The organism is Kitasatospora sp. NPDC002227, from assembly GCF_040296285.1.
Classification (GTDB): domain Bacteria; phylum Actinomycetota; class Actinomycetes; order Streptomycetales; family Streptomycetaceae; genus Kitasatospora.
This window is the reverse complement of record NZ_JBEOWY010000045.1, coordinates 48,268-66,485: the sequence shown is the minus strand read 5'-3', so window position 1 is coordinate 66,485 and position 18,218 is coordinate 48,268. Positions and strand designations below refer to the sequence as shown.

General features: G+C 70.9%; 11 protein-coding genes. 9 read left to right on the top strand and 2 right to left on the bottom strand.

Features of this window, described 5'->3' with window-relative positions; translation table 11 throughout:
• Nucleotides 1–112 precede the first annotated feature (112 nt).
• On the top strand, nt 113–808 hold the full coding sequence (locus tag ABT095_RS29935; protein WP_350532677.1) for an MmyB family transcriptional regulator: 696 nt from the start codon (nt 113–115) through the stop codon (nt 806–808).
• A gap of 101 nt (nt 809–909) precedes the next feature.
• On the opposite strand, the gene ABT095_RS29930 is transcribed toward ABT095_RS29935, so the two are convergent.
• Nucleotides 910–3,894, bottom strand: a complete 2,985-nt coding sequence (locus ABT095_RS29930) for a glycoside hydrolase family 48 protein (protein ID WP_350532676.1) — start codon at nt 3,892–3,894, stop codon at nt 910–912.
• Between the two features lie 360 nt (nt 3,895–4,254).
• On the opposite strand from ABT095_RS29930, the gene ABT095_RS29925 reads away from it, so the two are divergent.
• A complete protein-coding gene (locus ABT095_RS29925) occupies nt 4,255–6,267 on the top strand; it encodes a glycoside hydrolase family 6 protein (RefSeq protein ID WP_350532675.1) in 2,013 nt (670 codons plus the stop codon).
• 63 nt (nt 6,268–6,330) lie between these two features.
• The gene (locus tag ABT095_RS29920) at nt 6,331–7,863 is read left to right on the top strand and encodes a cellulase family glycosylhydrolase (RefSeq protein WP_350532674.1); all 1,533 of its coding nucleotides are present in this window, start codon (nt 6,331–6,333) and stop codon (nt 7,861–7,863) included.
• A gap of 7 nt (nt 7,864–7,870) precedes the next feature.
• Here the strand turns inward: ABT095_RS29920 and ABT095_RS29915 are convergent, their stop codons facing one another.
• Nucleotides 7,871–8,905: a LacI family DNA-binding transcriptional regulator gene (locus ABT095_RS29915; protein WP_350532673.1), complete on the bottom strand. Its 1,035-nt coding sequence runs from the start codon at nt 8,903–8,905 to the stop codon at nt 7,871–7,873.
• A 258-nt stretch (nt 8,906–9,163) separates the two neighbouring features.
• Between ABT095_RS29915 and ABT095_RS29910 the strand changes: the two genes are divergently transcribed.
• From ABT095_RS29910 to ABT095_RS29885, 6 genes are all read left to right on the top strand, one after another.
• Nucleotides 9,164–10,483 (top strand): ABC transporter substrate-binding protein, encoded by a 1,320-nt coding sequence (locus ABT095_RS29910; protein WP_350532672.1) that lies wholly within the window; start codon nt 9,164–9,166, stop codon nt 10,481–10,483.
• A gap of 71 nt (nt 10,484–10,554) precedes the next feature.
• Nucleotides 10,555–11,532: a carbohydrate ABC transporter permease gene (locus ABT095_RS29905; RefSeq protein WP_350532671.1), complete on the top strand. Its 978-nt coding sequence runs from the start codon at nt 10,555–10,557 to the stop codon at nt 11,530–11,532.
• The gene (locus ABT095_RS29900; protein ID WP_502885051.1) at nt 11,529–12,401 is read left to right on the top strand and encodes a carbohydrate ABC transporter permease; all 873 of its coding nucleotides are present in this window, start codon (nt 11,529–11,531) and stop codon (nt 12,399–12,401) included. The genes ABT095_RS29905 and ABT095_RS29900 overlap by 4 nt, the downstream gene beginning before the upstream one ends.
• 41 nt (nt 12,402–12,442) lie before the next feature.
• On the top strand, nt 12,443–13,897 hold the full coding sequence (locus ABT095_RS29895; RefSeq protein ID WP_350532670.1) for a GH1 family beta-glucosidase: 1,455 nt from the start codon (nt 12,443–12,445) through the stop codon (nt 13,895–13,897).
• Nucleotides 13,898–14,018: 121 nt separating this feature from the next.
• The gene (locus ABT095_RS29890; RefSeq protein ID WP_350532669.1) at nt 14,019–15,023 is read left to right on the top strand and encodes a LacI family DNA-binding transcriptional regulator; all 1,005 of its coding nucleotides are present in this window, start codon (nt 14,019–14,021) and stop codon (nt 15,021–15,023) included.
• Nucleotides 15,024–15,170: 147 nt separating this feature from the next.
• On the top strand, nt 15,171–18,176 hold the full coding sequence (locus tag ABT095_RS29885) for an MGH1-like glycoside hydrolase domain-containing protein (protein WP_350532668.1): 3,006 nt from the start codon (nt 15,171–15,173) through the stop codon (nt 18,174–18,176).
• Nucleotides 18,177–18,218: the final 42 nt, after the last annotated feature.

Sequence of the window (18,218 nt, the reverse complement as noted above, 5' to 3'; positions counted from 1 at the left end):
CTACCTCACGCCACTCGAGATCCGCCAGCGGCACCAGCAAGGCCACACCCTCGCGGCGTAGACGGAGAGTGTCCAGCCGCAGGGTGGAACTTCAGAGAACGTCTCCACCGCCGTGCTGGACGCGATCGCCCAGGCGCTGCGGTTGAACGGCGCCGAGCGCGAGCACCTCAACCACCTGACCAAACCGGTGCGCCGGGGCGTCCGGGCCGCGGCCCGGACGCAGCGGGTGCGCCCGGCCCTCCAGCAGCTGCTCGACGCGATGGCCGACGTCCCGGCGTACGTGATCGGGCGACGGACGGACATCATCGCCTGGAACCGGCTGGCCTGCGCCCTGCTGGGTGACTTCGACGCCATGCCGCCCGAGCAGCGCAACCTGGCCTGGCAGATCTTCCAGGAGCCGGCCAGCCGCGAGCTCTACGACAACTGGGAGGGCAAGGCCGCCGACATCGTCGCCAACCTCCGCCTGGACGCGGGGCGTTACCCGGACGATCCCAGGCTCGCCTCGCTGGTCGGTGAACTCTCGCTCAAGAGCGAGGAGTTCCGCCGGCTGTGGGCGGCACACGACGTCCTCGACAAGGGCCACGGGACCAAGCAGCTGCACCACCCGGTGGTCGGGCCGCTCATCCTCTCCTACGAGGCCCTGCGGCCGCACGGCGACCCGGATCAGGTGCTGCTCACCTACCACGCCGAGCCTGGCTCGCCCTCGGCCGAGTCACTTCGCCTGCTGGCGAGTTGGAGCGCCGAGCCCGCCGGTGCGGCACAGCACCAGGCAGACCCCGAGGCACAGCACCGGGCCGACCGCGGCTGACGGCCGATGCCCGAGGTCGGCGGACGGCCCCTGAGCTCCGGGCTCGGGAGACGTCCGCCAAAGGCTCCGCAGGTGCGGAGCCTGGCCTCGACTGGTCCGGCTCAGCTGCCCGGGTTCACCCCCGGGAAGAGCTGGGCGAAGGTGTCGAAGGCGGTCGCGATGTCCGCCTCCGCCCAGAACCGGTGGTAGGTGAAGCTCGGTGCGGGGCCCCCGTCGAGGTAGGTCTGGACCTTGGACCACTGCGGGTCGCTGGTGTACCAGGGCCGGATCGACAGGAAGGTGCTGGACGAGTTGATCTTGCTCCCGTCCGGGTACGTGCCCGTCCAGCCCGGCGGCACGTACAGGCCCTGGTGGGTCGTGGCCGAGTACGGCTGGGTGAAGCGGTTGAAGTCGGTGCGGGTCTCCGGCGCCGAGTAGCCGAGGCTGTCGGCGAACTTGGCGTGGATGGTGTCCAGGATGTTCTGGGCGAACTTCTGGGCCGTGCTGCTGCCCGACTTGGCGGCGTAGTACGCCAGGGTCTTGGCCAGCGAGCCCGCCACCCCCAGGTCGGTGGCGCCGCCGGCGGCCGTGACGTGCAGCCCGGTGTTCGTGCCCGGGCTGGTGGCACTCCAGGTGTCGGGCGCGCCCGTCCAGGTGAGCGTGTCCGGCGTGGTCAGCGTGCCGGTGGCCGGGTCGGCCTTGGCGACCGACATCGCCCAGGGCACCCACTTGTCCAGGATCGCCTTCGCCCGGGCGTCGCCGGTGGCGTTGTAGTACTCGGCGAACCGCTCCATCGACCAGGTCTGGAACCCGAACCACTGGTTGGAGGCCGGGTCGTGGTACTCGGGCCGCCAGTCGTAGTACAGGCCGTAGAAGGTCGGGTCACCGGCCGGCGGCGCCGCGTCGTCGCCGTAGTTGCCGCCCCAGCTGTTGGTCGCGCCGCCCGCGATGCCGCCCTCGGTGGACTGCAGCCACTGGAAGAACTGCAGCTGCTTGTCCAGGCTGCCCGCCCAGTCGGTCGCGGCGGTCGGCGAACTCGGCTTCAGCCCGGGATCGTTGGCGAGCACCCAGGCGGCCATCGGGTTCTGGTACCCCTGGTGCGCGGTGGAGCCGGAGATCCGCCAGGACCATGCGCCGCCGGTGTCGCCACCCCAGGCGAAGTACCAGGTGAGCAGGCCGAGTTGCTTGTTCGCCTTCGAGCTGCCCGCCGGGCAGGCCATCGAGCCGTTGCAATTGCCCGCCTGCTTGAAGTACTTGTCGTAGAGCGAGTACCGCAGGTAGTCGCCGAGCTTGGCGGCCTTGCCGAGCGTGGCCGTGATCGCCGAGCTCTTGCCCTGCGCCTTGGCGAACTGCTCGGCCCAGTAGGCGGCCTGGACCAGCCGCGCGTCGGCGTCCGGGGCGTCGGTGTACTTGTACTGCTTGGAGAACGACCCGCCGCCGTCGTTGAACAGGTTCAGGAAGCCGGAGCTCGAGTTGCCGTACTTGAAGGTGTCGCAGTCGGGCTGCGGCACCGTCTCCCAGACCGACTCCTCGGGCCCGCGCTGGAAGGTGTTGATCAGACTCGGCTTGGTGGTGCCGTCCTCGCACTGGCCGAAGCCGTACCGGTTGTCGGTGTCGAGCAGCCAGGCCGGAGCATACACGTCCGCGGTGCCGTAGGTGCTGGTCAGCTCGGCCGCGAGCGGGTCGGAGCCGACCGGCACGCTGCTGTTGAGCTTGACCGGGTACTGGTCGGGCGTCGCCTTCTCCGGGCCGTAGGTGGCGGGCTTCGACGGGTTGTAAGTGCTCTGGCCCGGCTGCTGGGCGTGACTGGGGATCAGGTACGTCTCCAGGTTGGTCCAGGCACTGTTGAAGCCGGTCCAGTCACCGGTGACCCGACCGTAGTCGGCCTCCAGCCAGAGCCAGTAGCTGTACGTCTCGGAGGTGGTCTCGTGGCCGTAGTCCGGCGCCTCGACCACCAGCGTCTCCACCGAGTGGTACGGGATGTCCTGCGGGCTGAAGTAGCCGTTCGCCGGGTTCTTGATCTTGCTGTAGAGGTCCAGGAAGTACTGGTCGTAGCCCGAGGTCTTCGCCGCCTCCGTCACCGTGACCGCCGCCGAGCCGAAGCCGGTGGCCGAGGCGGTGAAGGTGGCCGTGCCGCCCACCTGGGCGGAGTCGGTGCCGGCCGCGACGGTGACCGTCTGCGGGGTACTCCAGTTGGCGGTGGTGAAGGTCAGCGTGCCGCCGGACTTCACGCTCAGGTCCGCGTCACTCCCCGAACGGGCCACCGTGACGGTGGTGTTGGCGGCGGGCGCCTGGGAGAGGGCGACGGTGAAGGTGCCCGTACTGCCCTGCTGGACGGCCAGCGTGGCGGGACTGACCAGCAGGGTCGGCCCGCTCACCTTGATCGCCACCGGACTGGAGGTGGTGGTGGCACCGGAGTTGTCGGTGGCGACGGCCGTGAGCGAGTAGTCCCCGGCTGCCACATTGGCCCAACTCGCGCTGAACGGCGCGGTGGTGGCGGACCCGACCAGGGTGTTGCTGCCCGCCGAGGTGCTGGCGTAGAAGTCGACCTTCGAGACGGTGCCGTCGGCGTCGGCCGCGTCGGCCGCGAGCTTGACGGTGGAGCCGGGGGTGAAGGTCTGGCCCGCCGTCGGCGAGGTCAGCGAGACGGTCGCTGCCTGGTTCGCGCCGTGGCAGGTGGTGCCGTTGACGGTGAAGGTGGTGGGGGCGGTGTTGGTGCCGCTGTAGCTGAAGTTGGCGCCGGCGCTGACCGAGGCGCCGGGGTTGATGGTGGCGGCCCAGGTGGGGTTGGTGACGGTGACGGCTCTGCCGGTCTGGGTCCAGGTGCCGTTCCAGCCGTTCTGGAGAGTCTGGTTGCCGGTGTAGCTGTAGCCGAGGGTCCAGCCGTTGACGGGGGTGGTGCCGGTGTCGGTGATGGTGACGTTGGCGGTGAAGCCGCTGCCCCAGTCGTTGCCGAGCGCGTAACCGACATTGCAGCTCACCCCGGCGGCGGCCTCCGCGGCCGGCGCCGTGAGCGCACCGCCCGCCGCACCGAGCAGGGCGAGGACGGTGGCCGTTGCGGTGGCGGTGAGCCGTCTGTCGCGGGAACGCAGCACTGTGCGTCGCATGGGCTTTCCTCCAGTGGGTGGGTGCCGCCGCACAACGGGGGCGTACGGCGGACGGAGGTGTTGGCTGCGATCGTCGGGCGCGCCAAGGAGCTTGGGAAGAACGCGCCTTCGCCGCCGCGGACCTTCCGGTGCCGCCCGCCGGGGCGCCACCACCCGGCGACCAGGGGGTAAACCGCCGGACCGGCCACCGTCGGGCCCGGCCCGGCGCCGTGTAACTTACAGCGCCTCCGTGGGAGCGCTCCCCACCATCTTGACGGACCTTCGACACCGCTGGCTTGATGTGGGAGCGGTGAGTGTCCCCCCGCATGGACACGCTCCCACCGATTCGGGCCCCACCCACCCGTCAGAAAGGACCCGGACGTGCCCCACCCTGTCCTGCGTCGCATCGGTACGGCGACAGCCGCCGCCCTGCTCGGCGCCACCGGGCTGCTGCCGAGCATCGGCGCCACCCCCGCCCAAGCCGCCCCCGCCCAAGCAGCTCCCGCCCACCTGGCCAACCCCTTCGTCGGCGCCACCGGCTACCTCAACCCCGACTACGTGGCCGAGGTCAAGGCCCAGGCCGCCGCCGACGGCGGCACCCTCGGCGCCCTCGAGGCCCAGGTCGCGACCAACCCGACCGCCATCTGGCTCGACCACATCGGCGCCATCAGCGGCGACTCCACCCACCTCGGCCTGCAGGCGCACCTCGACCGCGCTCTCGCCCAGCAGCAGGCCGGCACCCCGGTCGTCCTGCAGATCGTCGTCTACGACCTGCCGGGCCGGGACTGCGCCGCCCTCGCCTCCAACGGTGAACTCCCGGCAACCGCAGCCGGGTTGACCACCTACGAGAGCCAGTACATCGACCCCATCGCGGCCCTGCTGGCCAACCCGAAGTACGCCGCCGTCCGGGTCGCGGCCGTCATCGAGCCCGACTCGCTGCCCAACACCGTGACCAACCAGTCCAAGCCGACCTGCGCCACAGCCGCGCCGTACTACGAAGCGGGCGTCGAGTACGCGCTCAACAAGCTGCACCCGATCCCCAACGTGTACAACTACCTGGACATCGGCCACGCGGGCTGGCTCGGCTGGTCCACCAACATGGGCCCGGCCGGCCAGGAGTACGCCAAGATCGCCAAGGCCACCACCGCCGGCTTCGCCAGCATCGACGGCTTCATCAGCGACACCGCCAACACCACTCCGCTCAGCGAGCCGTTCCTTCCCAACTCCGAGCTGACGGTGGGCGGCCAGCCGCTCAAGTCGGCCAACTTCTACCAGTACAATCCCGACTTCGACGAGTTCCACTACGACACCGCGATGTACTCCACCCTGGTGTCCAACGGCTTCCCGAGCACCATCGGCATGCTGGTCGACACCTCCCGCAACGGGTGGGGCGGCTCCGCCCGGCCCAGCGCACTCAACTCCAGCCCGAGCACGGTGGACGCCTACGTCGCGGCCAACAAGGTCGACCAGAAGCACTTCCGCGGCAGCTGGTGCAACATCAACGGCGCCGGGATCGGCGCACGACCGCAGGCCCAGCCGTACGGCGCGAGCAGCCCGATCATCGCCTTCCTCTGGGTCAAGCCGCCGGGCGAGTCCGACGGCGACTACCCGACCGCCACCCACCCGCACGGCGACCCGCACTGCGACCCGGCCGGCACCCAGAGCGACGGCAACGGCAACACCTACCCGACCGACGCCATCCCTGGCTACAACGTCCCGGCCGGCCAGTGGTTCGGTGCCCAGTTCCAGCAGCTGGTGCAGAACGCCTACCCGGCGTTCGGCGGCGGCACCGGTGGCGGCGACACCACCCCGCCCAGCGTCCCGACCGGGCTCGCCGTCACCGGCACCACCACCAGCAGCGTCTCGCTGAGCTGGACGGCCTCGACCGACAACGTCGGCGTGACCGGTTACGCGGTGTACCGGGGCACCACCAAGGTCGCCACCGTGACCGGCACCAGCTACACCGACACCGGTCTCACCGCCGCGACCGCCTACCAGTACACCGTCACCGCCCAGGACGCGGCCGGGAACGTCTCCGCGGCCTCGGCCGCCGTCACCGCCACCACCGCGAGCTCGGGCGGCGGCGGCAGCAGCGGCTGCTCCGCCGCCTACGCGGTCTCCAACGACTGGGGCAGCGGCTTCACCGCCAACGTCACGGTGACCAACACCGGCAGCGCGGCGACCAAGTCCTGGACCGTGACCTGGAAGTGGGGCGGCAACCAGCAGCTCGGCAACAGCTGGAACGCCACCGCCGCCCAGAGCGGCTCCTCGGTCACGGCCACCAACGCCTCCTACAACGGCGCCGTCGCCCCGGGCGCCAGCACCAGCTTCGGCTTCCAGGCGGCCTACTCCGGCGCCAACGCCGCCCCCACGCTCACCTGCACCGCGAGCTGAACTCCCCCGGCCGGGGCCGCCTTTCGCGGCCCCGGCCTCCTCCCACCCAGAGGAGCCAACGGCATGAGTCGCACCGCCGCGCCCAGCCCCTTCAGACTCTCCCCCGCCAGGATCGCGGCCGCCACGGCCGCCTGCTGCGCCCTGGCCCTGCTCCCGCTGACCGCCTCGGCCGCCACCACCGCTGCCCCGGCGGTCAACAGCGTGAGCTGCAATGTCGGTTACGCGCTCGGCAACGACTGGGGCAGCGGCTTCACCGCCAACGTCACCATCACCGACACCGGCACCACCCCCGTCAACGGCTGGACCCTCGGCTACAGCTACACCGGCAACCAGACCCTCCAGAACGGCTGGAACGGCACCTGGACCCAGACCGGCAGAGCCGTCACCGTCACCAACCCCACCTGGGCCGCCACCATCAACCCCGGCGCCTCGGTCAGCGCCGGCGCCAACTTCAGCTACAGCGGCACCAACACCGCCCCCACCACCTTCACCGTCAACGGCACCACCTGCGGCCCGCAGTCCTCGCCCACCCCGACGCCGACGCCGACCCCGTCCCCCACGCCCACACCCACCCCGCCCCCGACCGGCCCCGCACCGGCCGTGCACGTGTCGGGCAACAAGCTGCTGACCGCCGCCGGCAGCCCCATCACCCTGCACGGGGTGGACCGCTCGGGCACCGAGTTCATGTGCGTGCAGGGCCACGGCATCTTCGACGGACCGGCCGACCAGGCCTCCGTCACCGCGATGAAGTCCTGGCGGATCAACGCCGTCCGCGTCCCACTGAACGAGGACTGCTGGCTCGGCCACTCCAACGTCAAGCCGGAGTACGCCGGTTCGGCGTACATCGCCGCGGTGAACAGCTACGTCGACCTGCTGCACCAGAACGGTCTGGTGGCCGTACTCGACCTGCACTGGACGGACGGGGTCTACACCGGCCCGTCCAACGGCTGCGCGGACGCCGCCGCCACCTGCCAGAAACCGATGCCGGACGCCGCCGGCGCCCTGCCGTTCTGGACTTCGGTCGCCCAGACCTTCAAGGGCGACGACGCCACCGTCCTCGACCTGTTCAACGAGCCCTACCCCTCGCGGGCGACCGGGAGCGCGGCCTCCGGCTGGGCCTGCTGGCGGGACGGCGGCAGCTGCGCGGGGATCGGCTACCAGGTCGCCGGGATGCAGGCGATGGTGAACGCCGTCCGCACCACCGGCGCGGACAACGTCCTCCTGCTCGGCGGCCTCGAGTACGCCAACGACCTGACCCAGTGGGCGGCCTACCAACCCACCGATCCACTGCACAACCTGGCCGCCTCCTGGCACTCGTACAACTTCAACACCTGCAGCAACAGCTCCTGCTGGGACTCGCAGATAGCCCCGCTGGCGGGCCAGATACCGATCGTGGCAGGCGAGTTGGGCGAGAGCGACTGCGCCCACGGGTACCTGGACACCCTGCTGCCCTGGCTGGACCAGCACGGCATCTCCTACCTCGGCTGGACCTGGAACACCTGGGACTGCAGCAGCGGCCCATCGCTGATCAGCTCCTACGACGGCACTCCGACGGCCTTCGGTGCGGGCTACCGCGCCCATCTGGCCGCACTCTGAGGCCGCTTCAGGCCGAGGCCCGCACCACCAGTTCCGTCGGCAGCACCACCTGCCGGCGGAACCGCCCCGGCTGGGCGATCTCCTTGAGCAGCAGCTGAACCATCAACCGGCCCATCTCCTCGGTCGGTTGCCGGATGCTGGTGAGCGCCGGCTCGGTGTGCCTGGCCACCGCCGAGTCGTCGAAGCCCACCACGGCGACGTCCTCGGGCACCCGCCGGCCCGCCTCGCGCAGCGCCTGCAGGGCGCCCGCCGCCGTCATGTCGGAGGCGCAGAACACCCCGTCGAGTTCCGGGCGCCGCTCGAGCAGCTCGCGCATCGTCTCGCGGCCGCCGCGCTCGGTGAAGTCGCCGTGGGCGACCAGTCCTTCGTCCGGCTCGAGACCGGCCTCGGCGAGGGCCTGCCGGTACCCGGCCAGCCGGGCCTCGGCCGCCTCCATGTCGAGCGGGCCGGTGATGGTCGCGACCGCCGTCCGCCCGCGTGCCAGCAGGTGCCGGACGGCCGCCCGGGCCCCGCCGCCGTTGTCGGCGTGCACATAGCTCAGCGACTCCTCCCCGGAGCGGCGGCCGCCGAGCACGGCGGGCATCTCCAGCCGTTCGAGCAGCTCGGGCAGCGGATCGTCCTCGTGCACCGAGACCAGCAGGACGCCGTCCACCCGGCGTGCGGTCAGGTAGCGGGTCAGCCGCTCCCGCTCGCGCTCGTCACGGACCAGGATCAGCAGCAGCTGCATCTCGGTCTCGGCGAGTTCACCGGAGACACCGGTGATGATGTCGGAGAAGTAGGGCTCGGAGCGGAGCCTGGCGACGCTCTCGGGGATGACCAGGGCGACCGAGTCCGTCCGCGAGGTGACCAGCGAGCGCGCCGCCTGGTTCGGGACGTACCCGAGCTCGGCGATGGCCTGTTCGACGGCTGCCCTGGCCTTGGCGCTCACCTTCGGCGACCCGTTGACCACGCGGGACACGGTGCCCCGGCCCACCCCGGCCCGTGCGGCGACCGCCTCCAGGGTCGGTCGGACGGCGGACGGCTGCTGTTCGGCTCGGCTCATGATCGGTCTCCCGGAGGGCGGCGGGCGGCTGTTCCGAGAGGTGCCGGACACGTTCCGGTAACGGAGCCGACTCGCACCCTTGACACTCCCTCGCCTGACGCAGCAATCTTCCCACATCGTAGTGGGAGCGCTCCCAAGATGGATACCGACCGCGCTCCCGAATCCCCACCCAGCTCCCCGCTGTTCCATGTCGCAGCACAGCCGGCCGCCCCAGTGCGGCGCATCCACGAACCACCCTGGACGAGGAGACATTCGGCCATGCGGAACTCCGGCACCACCCCGGGCAGAAGCGCCCTGACCACAGCATCGGCACTGGCCCTGAGCGCCCTGCTGATCAGCGGCTGCAGCAGCTCGGGCTCCGCCTCCACCGGTGACGCCGCCTCCGGCGGCAAGGTCACGCTGACCGTCGGCGACTTCGGCACCTTCGGCTACAAGGAGGCGGGCCTGTTCGACGCCTACCAGCAGGCCCACCCGGGCATCACCATCGTCGAACACAACGTCCAGCAGGAGGGCGACTACTACCCGGCCCTCCAGACCCACCTGGCCTCCGGCAGCGGCCTCGACGACATCCAGGCGATCGAGGTCGGCCGGATCGCCCAGGTGGTGAAGAAGCAGGCGGACAAGTTCGCCGACCTCGGCAAGGCCGACGGCGTCCACCAGGCCGACTTCCTCCCCTGGAAGTGGCAGCAGGCCACCACCACCGACGGCAGGACCATCGGCCTGGGCACCGACATCGGCCCGATGGCGGTCTGCTACCGCAAGGACCTCTTCCAGCAGGCCGGGCTGCCCACCGACCGCGACCAGGTGGCCAAGCTCTGGAAGGGCGACTGGGCCAAGTTCGTCGAGGTCGGCAAGCAGTACCAGGCCAAGGCGCCCGCCGGCACCTTCTTCACCGACTCCGCGAGCGGCCTCTTCAACGCTGTAGTCACCTCCAGCACCACCCAGTACGCCGACAGCAGCGGCCAGTTGGCCTACAAGGACAGCGCCTCGGTCAAGACCGCCTGGGGCCTGGCGGTCAGTGCCGCCCAGTCCGGGATCAGCGCCGGGCTCAAGCAGTTCGACACGCCCTGGAACCAGGGCTTCGCCAACTCCAAGTTCGCCACCGTCGCCTGCCCCTCCTGGATGACGGCCATCGTCTCCGGCAAGTCGGGCGACGCCAACAAGGGCAAGTGGGACATCGCCGCGCCCCCGGCGGCCGGCAACTGGGGCGGCTCCTTCCTCGCCGTGCCCAAGGCCGGCAAGCACCAGAAGGAGGCCCAGGCCCTGGCCGCCTGGCTCACCGCGCCCGAGCAGCAGGCCAAGGTCTTCGCCAAGGTGGGCAACCTGCCCTCCAACGTGGCCGCGCTCAGCCGGCCCGAGGTGCAGGACGCCAAGCTCGACTACTTCGCGGACACCCCGACCGGCAAGGTCTACGCCGCCACGGCCGGCTCCGTCCAGCCCGCGGTGATCGGCGAGTGGGACGGCCTGGTCAAGGACACCCTCTCCAACGGCCTGCTCGGCATCGAGCAGCACCACAGCGACCCGGCCAAGGCGTGGAGCGCCGCCGTCAAGGAGATCGACGACAAGGTCAGCGGCTGACCCAGACGCCAGTCCCCTCGGCCCCGCCCGGCGTACCCGGGCGGGGCCCGCTCCCCGAGAGAGGCCACACCATGCTCGACGAGGCCGTGCCGGCCAGCACCGTCGGTGTCCCCCGTCCCGCTCCCCCGCCCAGCCCCTGGCGGACCCGCCTGTACCGATGGGACGTCAAGGCCTCGCCCTACGCCTACATCGCCCCGTTCTTCCTCTGCTTCGCGGCCTTCGGCCTCTTCCCGCTGCTCTACACCGCCTGGGTCTCCCTGCACAGCGTCGACCTGCAGACCTCGGACCAGCTGCAGTGGCGGGGCCTGGACAACTACACCCGGCTGCTCCACGACGACCTGTTCTGGAACGCCCTGCGCAACACCTTCACCATCGGTGTGATGTCCACCGTGCCGCAGCTGTTGATGGCCCTGGGCCTGGCCCATCTGCTCAACTACCGTCTGCGCGGCCGTGGTTTCCTCCGCGTCGCGATGCTCGCCCCTTATGCGACCTCGATCGCGGCGGCCACCCTGGTCTTCTCACTGCTCTTCGGCCGCGACTACGGGATGATCAACTGGCTGCTCGGCCAGGTCGGCCTCGGTCACGTCGACTGGGAGGCCGGCACCTGGAGCTCGCAGATCGCCGTCTCCACCATCGTCACCTGGCGCTGGACGGGTTACAACGCACTGATCTACCTCGCCGCCATGCAGGCCGTCCCGCACGACCTCTACGAGGCGGCGGCGATCGACGGCGCGAGCCGGTGGCAGCAGTTCCGGCACGTCACCGTGCCCGCCATCCGGCCCACCGTGCTGTTCACCGTCCTGGTCTCCACCATCGGCGCCACCCAACTCTTCGGCGAGCCCCTGCTGTTCGGCGGATCGAACGGCCACAGCGGCGGCTCCGCGCACCAGTACCAGACGCTCGGCCTCTACCTCTACGACCAGGGCTGGTACGCCTTCCACCTCGGCCGGGCCGCCGCCGTCGCCTGGACGATGCTGCTCCTCCTGCTGGCGATCGGCGCCCTCAACCTCGCGTTCGCACGCTACCGCCGTGCCAAGGAGGGACGTTGACCACGACCACCCCGACCGGCCGCCTGCGACCCCGCACCGGGGCCCGCGGCCTCCACGGCGCCGGACCGCTCACCTACGTCATCCTGATCCTGGTCGCCTTCGTCTCGCTCTTCCCGCTCTACTGGACGCTGGTCGGCGCCTCCACCTCCAGCACCAGGATCTCCCAGACCCCGCCCCCGCTGCTGCCCGGCGGCAACCTCTGGCACAACCTCGACATCGCCTGGAACCAGGTCCACCTCGGCCAGGCGCTGCTCAACTCCACCGCCGTGGCCGGCTGCGTCACCGCCAGCACCGTGCTCTTCGCCACCCTGGCCGGCTTCGCCTTCGCCAAACTGCCGTTCCGGGGCCGGAACGCGCTGCTGACCCTGGTCGTCGCCACCATGACCGTCCCGGCCCAGCTGAGCGTCATCCCGCTCTACCAGATCATGGCGAAGCTGCACTGGACCGACCAGCTGCAGTCGGTGATTCTTCCCAACCTGGTCGCCGCGTTCGGCGTGTTCTTCATGCGGCAGTACCTCTCCGAGGCCCTGCCCCTCGAACTGGTCGAGGCCGCCCGGATGGACGGCGCCAACAGCCTGCGGATCCTGCGCAGCGTGGTGCTGCCGATCGCCCGCCCCGGCATGGCCGTGCTCGGCATGCTGGTCTTCGTGCAGTCCTGGAACGACTTCTTCTGGCCGCTGATCGCCCTCAGCCAGAGCAACCCCACCGTCCAGGTGGCTCTGGCCAGCCTCGGCGGCGGCTCCTACGACTCCGACCAGGCCGTCATCCTCACCGGCGCCCTGATCGGCACCGCACCCCTGCTCCTGGTGTTCGCCCTGCTCGGCAAGCACATCGTCGGCGGCATCACCGCCGGCGCCGTCAAGAGCTGACGTACCGTCAGTTCAACCGTCTCGATGAGGGAGAAGCCAGCATGACAGCCGTACGGGCCGAGTCGGCCCCCATCCGCACCGCCACCTTCCCCACCGGCTTCGTCTGGGGCGCCGCGACGGCGGCGTACCAGGTCGAGGGCTCCGTCGACATCGGCGGCCGGACGCCCTCGATCTGGGACACCTTCAGCCGCACCCCCGGCCGGACGGCCGGCGGCGACACCGGCGACCAGGCCACCGACCACTACCACCGCTACCGCGAGGACGTCCGGCTGATGGCCGAACTCGGGCTGGACGCCTACCGGTTCTCGGTCTCCTGGCCCCGGGTGCAGCCGACCGGGCGCGGACCGGCGGTGGAGCGGGGCCTGGACTTCTACCGCCGCCTGACCGACGAGCTGCTCGAGCAGGGCATCTCGCCCGTCGTCACGCTCTACCACTGGGACCTCCCGCAGGAGCTGGAGGACGTCGGCGGCTGGCCGGCCCGGGACACCGCCGCCCGCTTCGCCGACTACACCGCGCTGGTGGCCGACGCCCTCGGCGACCGGGTCTCGACCTGGATCACCCTCAACGAGCCATGGTGCTCCGCCTTCCTGGGCTACGGCTCCGGCGTCCACGCGCCCGGCCGCGCCGACTGGGCCGACTCCCTGCGGGCCGCCCACCACCTCAACCTCGGCCACGGCCTCGCGGTCGCGGCCCTGCGCGCCGCGCTGCCGGCCGACGCCAAGGTCGGCGCCTCGCTCAACCTGCACGCCGTCCGCCCGCTGAGCGGCTCGCCCGCCGACCTCGGGGCCGCCCGGCGGATCGACGCCGTGGGCAACCGCGTCTTCACCGGGCCCATGCTGAAGGGGAGTTACCCGGAGGACCTGCTGGCCGACACCGCCCACCTGGTCGACTGGCAGAAGCTGGTCCACGACGGCGACCTCGCCGAGATCGCCCGGCCCGTCGACCTGCTGGGCGTCAACTACTACACCCCCACCGTGGTCTCCGCCCGACCGGCCGACCACGACCCGGCGGCCGACACCTCCCGCGACGACGGTCACGGCGGTGGGGCCCAGTCACCCTGGCCGGGCAGCGAGGGCGTGCTCTTCCACAAGGCGCCGGGCGACGTGACCGCGATGGGCTGGCCGATCGACCCGACCGGCCTGACCGACCTGCTGCTCGACCTCCACCGCGACCACCCCGGCCTGCCGCTGCTGGTCACCGAGAACGGCGCGGCCTTCGAGGACACCCTGACCCCGGACGGCGCCGTCCACGACCACGAGCGGATCACCTACCTGCACGCACACCTGGCCGCGCTCCGGGCCGCGATCACCGCCGGTGCGGACGTTCGGGGCTACTTCCTCTGGTCGCTGATGGACAACTTCGAGTGGGCGTACGGCTACGCCAAGCGCTTCGGCCTCTACCGCGTGGACTACGCGACCCAGCTGCGCACCGCCAAGGACAGCGCCCACTGGTACGCGGAGGTGATCCGGCACAACGCGCTGCCCGGAACGGAATGAGCGGTTCGCGTCAGATCTCTTGACGCTGATCGCCGGGCGGCCCAAGCTTGCGGGTGGCCCGATGCGGGTGACGGCCGACGCGCAGCCCCTCCCTGTCATGGACCGATCCAGGACGGCCCGCATGCAGTCGATCCCCCGTACCGAATCCGCCCCCACCCTGGCCGAGGTCGCCCGCCGGGCCGGCGTCTCCACGGCGACCGCCTCCCGGGTGCTGAACCGCTCCGCCCGGGTGTCCGCCGAGGTGGCCGCCCGGGTGGAGCGCGCGGCGCACGATCTGGCGTACGTCCGGCGCCGGGCCCCCAGCACCCGGGACACCGGGGTGGTGGCCGTGGTGGTCTTCGCCGATCCGCTCCAGTACCACGTCGACACCTTCCACGTCCGCCTGCTCGCCGGCCTGCGGCGCGCCCTGCCCGGCGTGGACCGGGAGTTGGCGGTCTTCACGGTGCCCAGGCGCTCGCGAAGGCCGCCGCTGGTGCGCTACCTGTGCGGCGGTCACGCCGACGGCGTGGTCCTTGTCGGCCCGTGGGGGGACGTCGCGCTCGCCCGGCTGCTGCACGCGGCCAGGATCCCCGTGGTCTCCCTCGGCCGTCCGCCGGAGCCCGGCGTGGTGGCCTTCGTGGACGCCGACAACCTCACCGGCGCCCGGGACGCGGTGCGGCGGCTCTGCGCCTCCGGCCGCCGCACGATCGTCACCGTCGCGGGGCCGCCCGACACCGCCGTGGGCGCGGACCGACTGGCCGGCTACCACCAGGCGGTACGCCAGAACCGCCCGGCGGCCCGCCCCGCCGTGGCGTACGGGGATTTCACCAGCGCCTCCGGCGAGCACGCGATGCACCGGCTGCTCGACCAACGCCCGGACCTGGACGCGGTGTTCGTCGCCTCCGACCAGATGGCCGCAGGCGCGCTCAGGGCCCTGCGGCGGCGCGGGCTCCGGGTGCCCGAGGACGTCGCGGTGATCGGCTTCGACGACGCTCCGGTGGCAGCCCGATCCCGCCCGGGCCTGACCACAGTGCGTCAGCCGGTCGAGGAACTCGGCTCCCGCGCCCTGGAGTTGCTGCTGCAGGGCCCGAAGGCCGGCGAGTCGGTCGTACTCCCCACCCGCCTGATCGCCCGCGCCTCGGGCTGACCGCACCACCCGAGGCCAAAACGTACCGGGCTATTGACTCGCCAGAACTTGCCATGGACACTTCTGCGAGCATGTGAGCGCTAACAACTATTTGTGAGCGTTAACAACTGTACTGACAACTGCACATGACCACCCGACGGAGATCCCATGCGTCGCCACTCCGACCTGCCTCACCGGGTGTTGTTCCCACTGCTCTCCGTGGCGCTGGCCGCCGCCGTGCTCCCCGGCGTCACCCGGGCTCAGGCGGCGGCCGCCACCGGGGCCTCGGTCATCGACGAGGATGCCGTCCTCGCCGCCCAGGGCCTGGCCGAGCCGCAGTGGTACAAGGACAACATCCCGTTCCTGGACACCCCGGACTCGAACATCAACGGCGTCTACTACTACCGCTGGAGCACCTACAAGCAGGCCCTGCGCTACACCACGCCGGGCACCGGGTACATCGCCACCGAGTACGACCAGCCCGTCTGGTACTCGGGCAACGCGTCCTACAGCGGGCTGTCGGACGCGGCCGGCTACCACATCCTCGACGGCCGCTGGCTGCGCGACCGGACGTACCTGGACGACTACCTCGACTACTGGCTGCGCGGCTCCGGCGAGGCCGGCGCCCGGGGCTTCAGCGAGTCGATCACCAGTGCCGCGTACCAGCGTTACCTCGCCACCGGTGACGCCACGCAGCTCAAGGCGGACCTGCCGCAGCTCATCGCGCTGTACGACAAATGGAGCTCCAACTACACCCGGAACATCACCGTCAACGGCGCCCCGACCGACGACGGCCTCTACTTCCAGTCACCGCTGTCCGACGCCACCGAGTACACCGAGACCTCGATGCACAGCACCAACTGGTTCTCCGGCGGCTCCGGGTACCGGCCGACGATCAACAGCTACCTGTACGCGGCGGCCCAGGCGATCGGCAAGGTCGCCGCCATGACCGGCGACAGCGCGACCGCGAGCACCTTCAGCGCAAAGGCGAGCGCGCTCAAGACCGGTGTGCAGGACGCGCTGTGGGACCCGCAGCGCAACTTCTTCATGCAGGTGTACAACGACAACTCCACCAACGGCGGCCTTGCGTGGACCCGCACCACCTGGCGCGAGGCGATGGGCTACACCCCGTGGGCGTTCGAACTGCCGGACGCGAAGTACTCCAGCGCCTGGCAGTACGTCAACGACCCGCAGCGCTTCGGCGCCTCCCACGGGCCGACCACCCTGGAGCGGACCCACGACCTCGAGGCCGAGCAGGCCGCCGTCGTCCACGCGAACGTGCACGGCAGTCCGAGCGCCTCGAACGGCCAGTACGTCGGGCAGATCGACTACCCCGACAGCGCCGTCACGTTCACCGTGAACGCCCCCGGCGCCGGGACCTACCCGGTGACCGTCCACTACGCCAACGCGACCGGTGCCACCTCCACCCAGAACCTGACCGTCGACGGAGCCGCCACGCCGATCACGGTGAGCTACCCGCCCACCTCCGCCTGGGGCTCCTTCGCCCCCACGCAGACCGTGACGGTCCAGGTGCCGCTCAATGCCGGTGCGAACACCCTGAAGTTCACCAAGGGCACCGGCTTCGCCGAACTCGACGAGATCGCCGCGAACCCCTACTTCGACTACCAGGCCTCCCCCGCCGTCCAGCACCACGACGACACCAACTGCTGCCACTGGAACGGCCCGAGCTGGCCATTCGACACCTCGGCGATCCTCACCGGGATGGCGAACCTGCTGCAGGACTACCCCGCCCAGGGGTACGTCACCAAGCAGACGTACGACACGATGCTCAGCCAGTTCGCCACCCTGCAGCACCGGGGCGGCAAGCCCTACGTCGCCGAGGCGGCCGACGGCGACACCGGCGACTGGCTCTACGACGCCTCGGACTTCAGCGAGAACTACAACCACTCCAGCTTCAACGACCTCGTCCTGACCGGCCTGCTCGGCATCAAGCCCCAGGCGGACGACACGCTGGTCCTCAAGCCGCTGGTGCCGGACAGCTGGGACTGGTTCGCGCTCCAGGACCTGCCCTACCACGGCCACACGCTGACCGTCCGGTGGGACCGGGACGGCACGCACTACCACCAGGGCTCCGGCCTGCAGGTCTTCCAGGACGGCACCCGGATCCACCAGTCAGCTGGTCTCGGCACCACCACCGTCCTGGTGGCGGCCCCGATCGTCCCCGTGGCGAAGACCAGGCTGGAGAACGTGGCCGCCAACGCCTGGACGGCCGACCAGGACTGGTTCAAGGGTTGGGACAACCGCAGCTACCAGCCGACCTACCCCAAGGCCTTCGCCTCGTACACCAACACCGGCTCCAACGGCCTCCGCTGCCGCAGCGCCGACAACCCCCGCTGCGTCCAGGCCCACGACTCGCCGCTGAAAGCGATCGACGGCTTCGTCGGGTACGAGCAGCTGCCCGACGACCGGTGGACGAACACCGGGTCGCCGAACGCCACCGACTACCTCGGGGTGGACTTCGGGGCCGAGCGGCCGGTCGACGAGGTGAAGCTCTACACCTACGACGACGGGCAGAACGTGCGCGCGCCGCAGAGCTTCGACCTGCAGTACCTCTCGGGCAGCACCTGGACGTCGGTACCGGGCCAGACCAGGACGCCGGCCGCTCCCGTCGCCAACGGGCCCGAGGAGGTCACCTTCCCGACGGTCACCACCTCCCAGCTGCGGGTCGTCCTCACTCCCCAGCCGGGCAAGTCCATCGGCGTGACCGAGCTGGAGTCCTGGTACCCGCAGACCACCGTGCGGATCGTCAACCGGAACAGCGGCCTGCCGCTGGGGGTCCCCGGGGCGTCGACCGCAGCCGGAGCCGCCGTCGTTCAGCAGACGGCCGACAACGGCGGCGACCAGCAGTGGCGGCTGGAGCCGGCCGGGGGCGGTTACTACAAGATCGTGAACCGGAACAGCGGCCTTGTCCTCGGAGTCTCCGGCGCCGCCACGACCGCCGGAGCCACCGCCCTGCTGTGGGGCGACAACCTGACGCCGGACCACCTGTGGAGCCTGGTCGACGCGGGCGGCGGCTACCGGAGGCTGGTCAACCGGAACAGCGGCCTGCTGCTCGGCGTCCAGAACGCGTCCACAACTCCCGGAGCCGCCGCCCTCCAGTGGAGCGACAACGGCACCGCCGACCACCTCTGGTCCCTGGAGCCGGTCGGCTGACCGACCAGGACCATTGTTAGCGCTAACCCGAGCGTTAGCGCT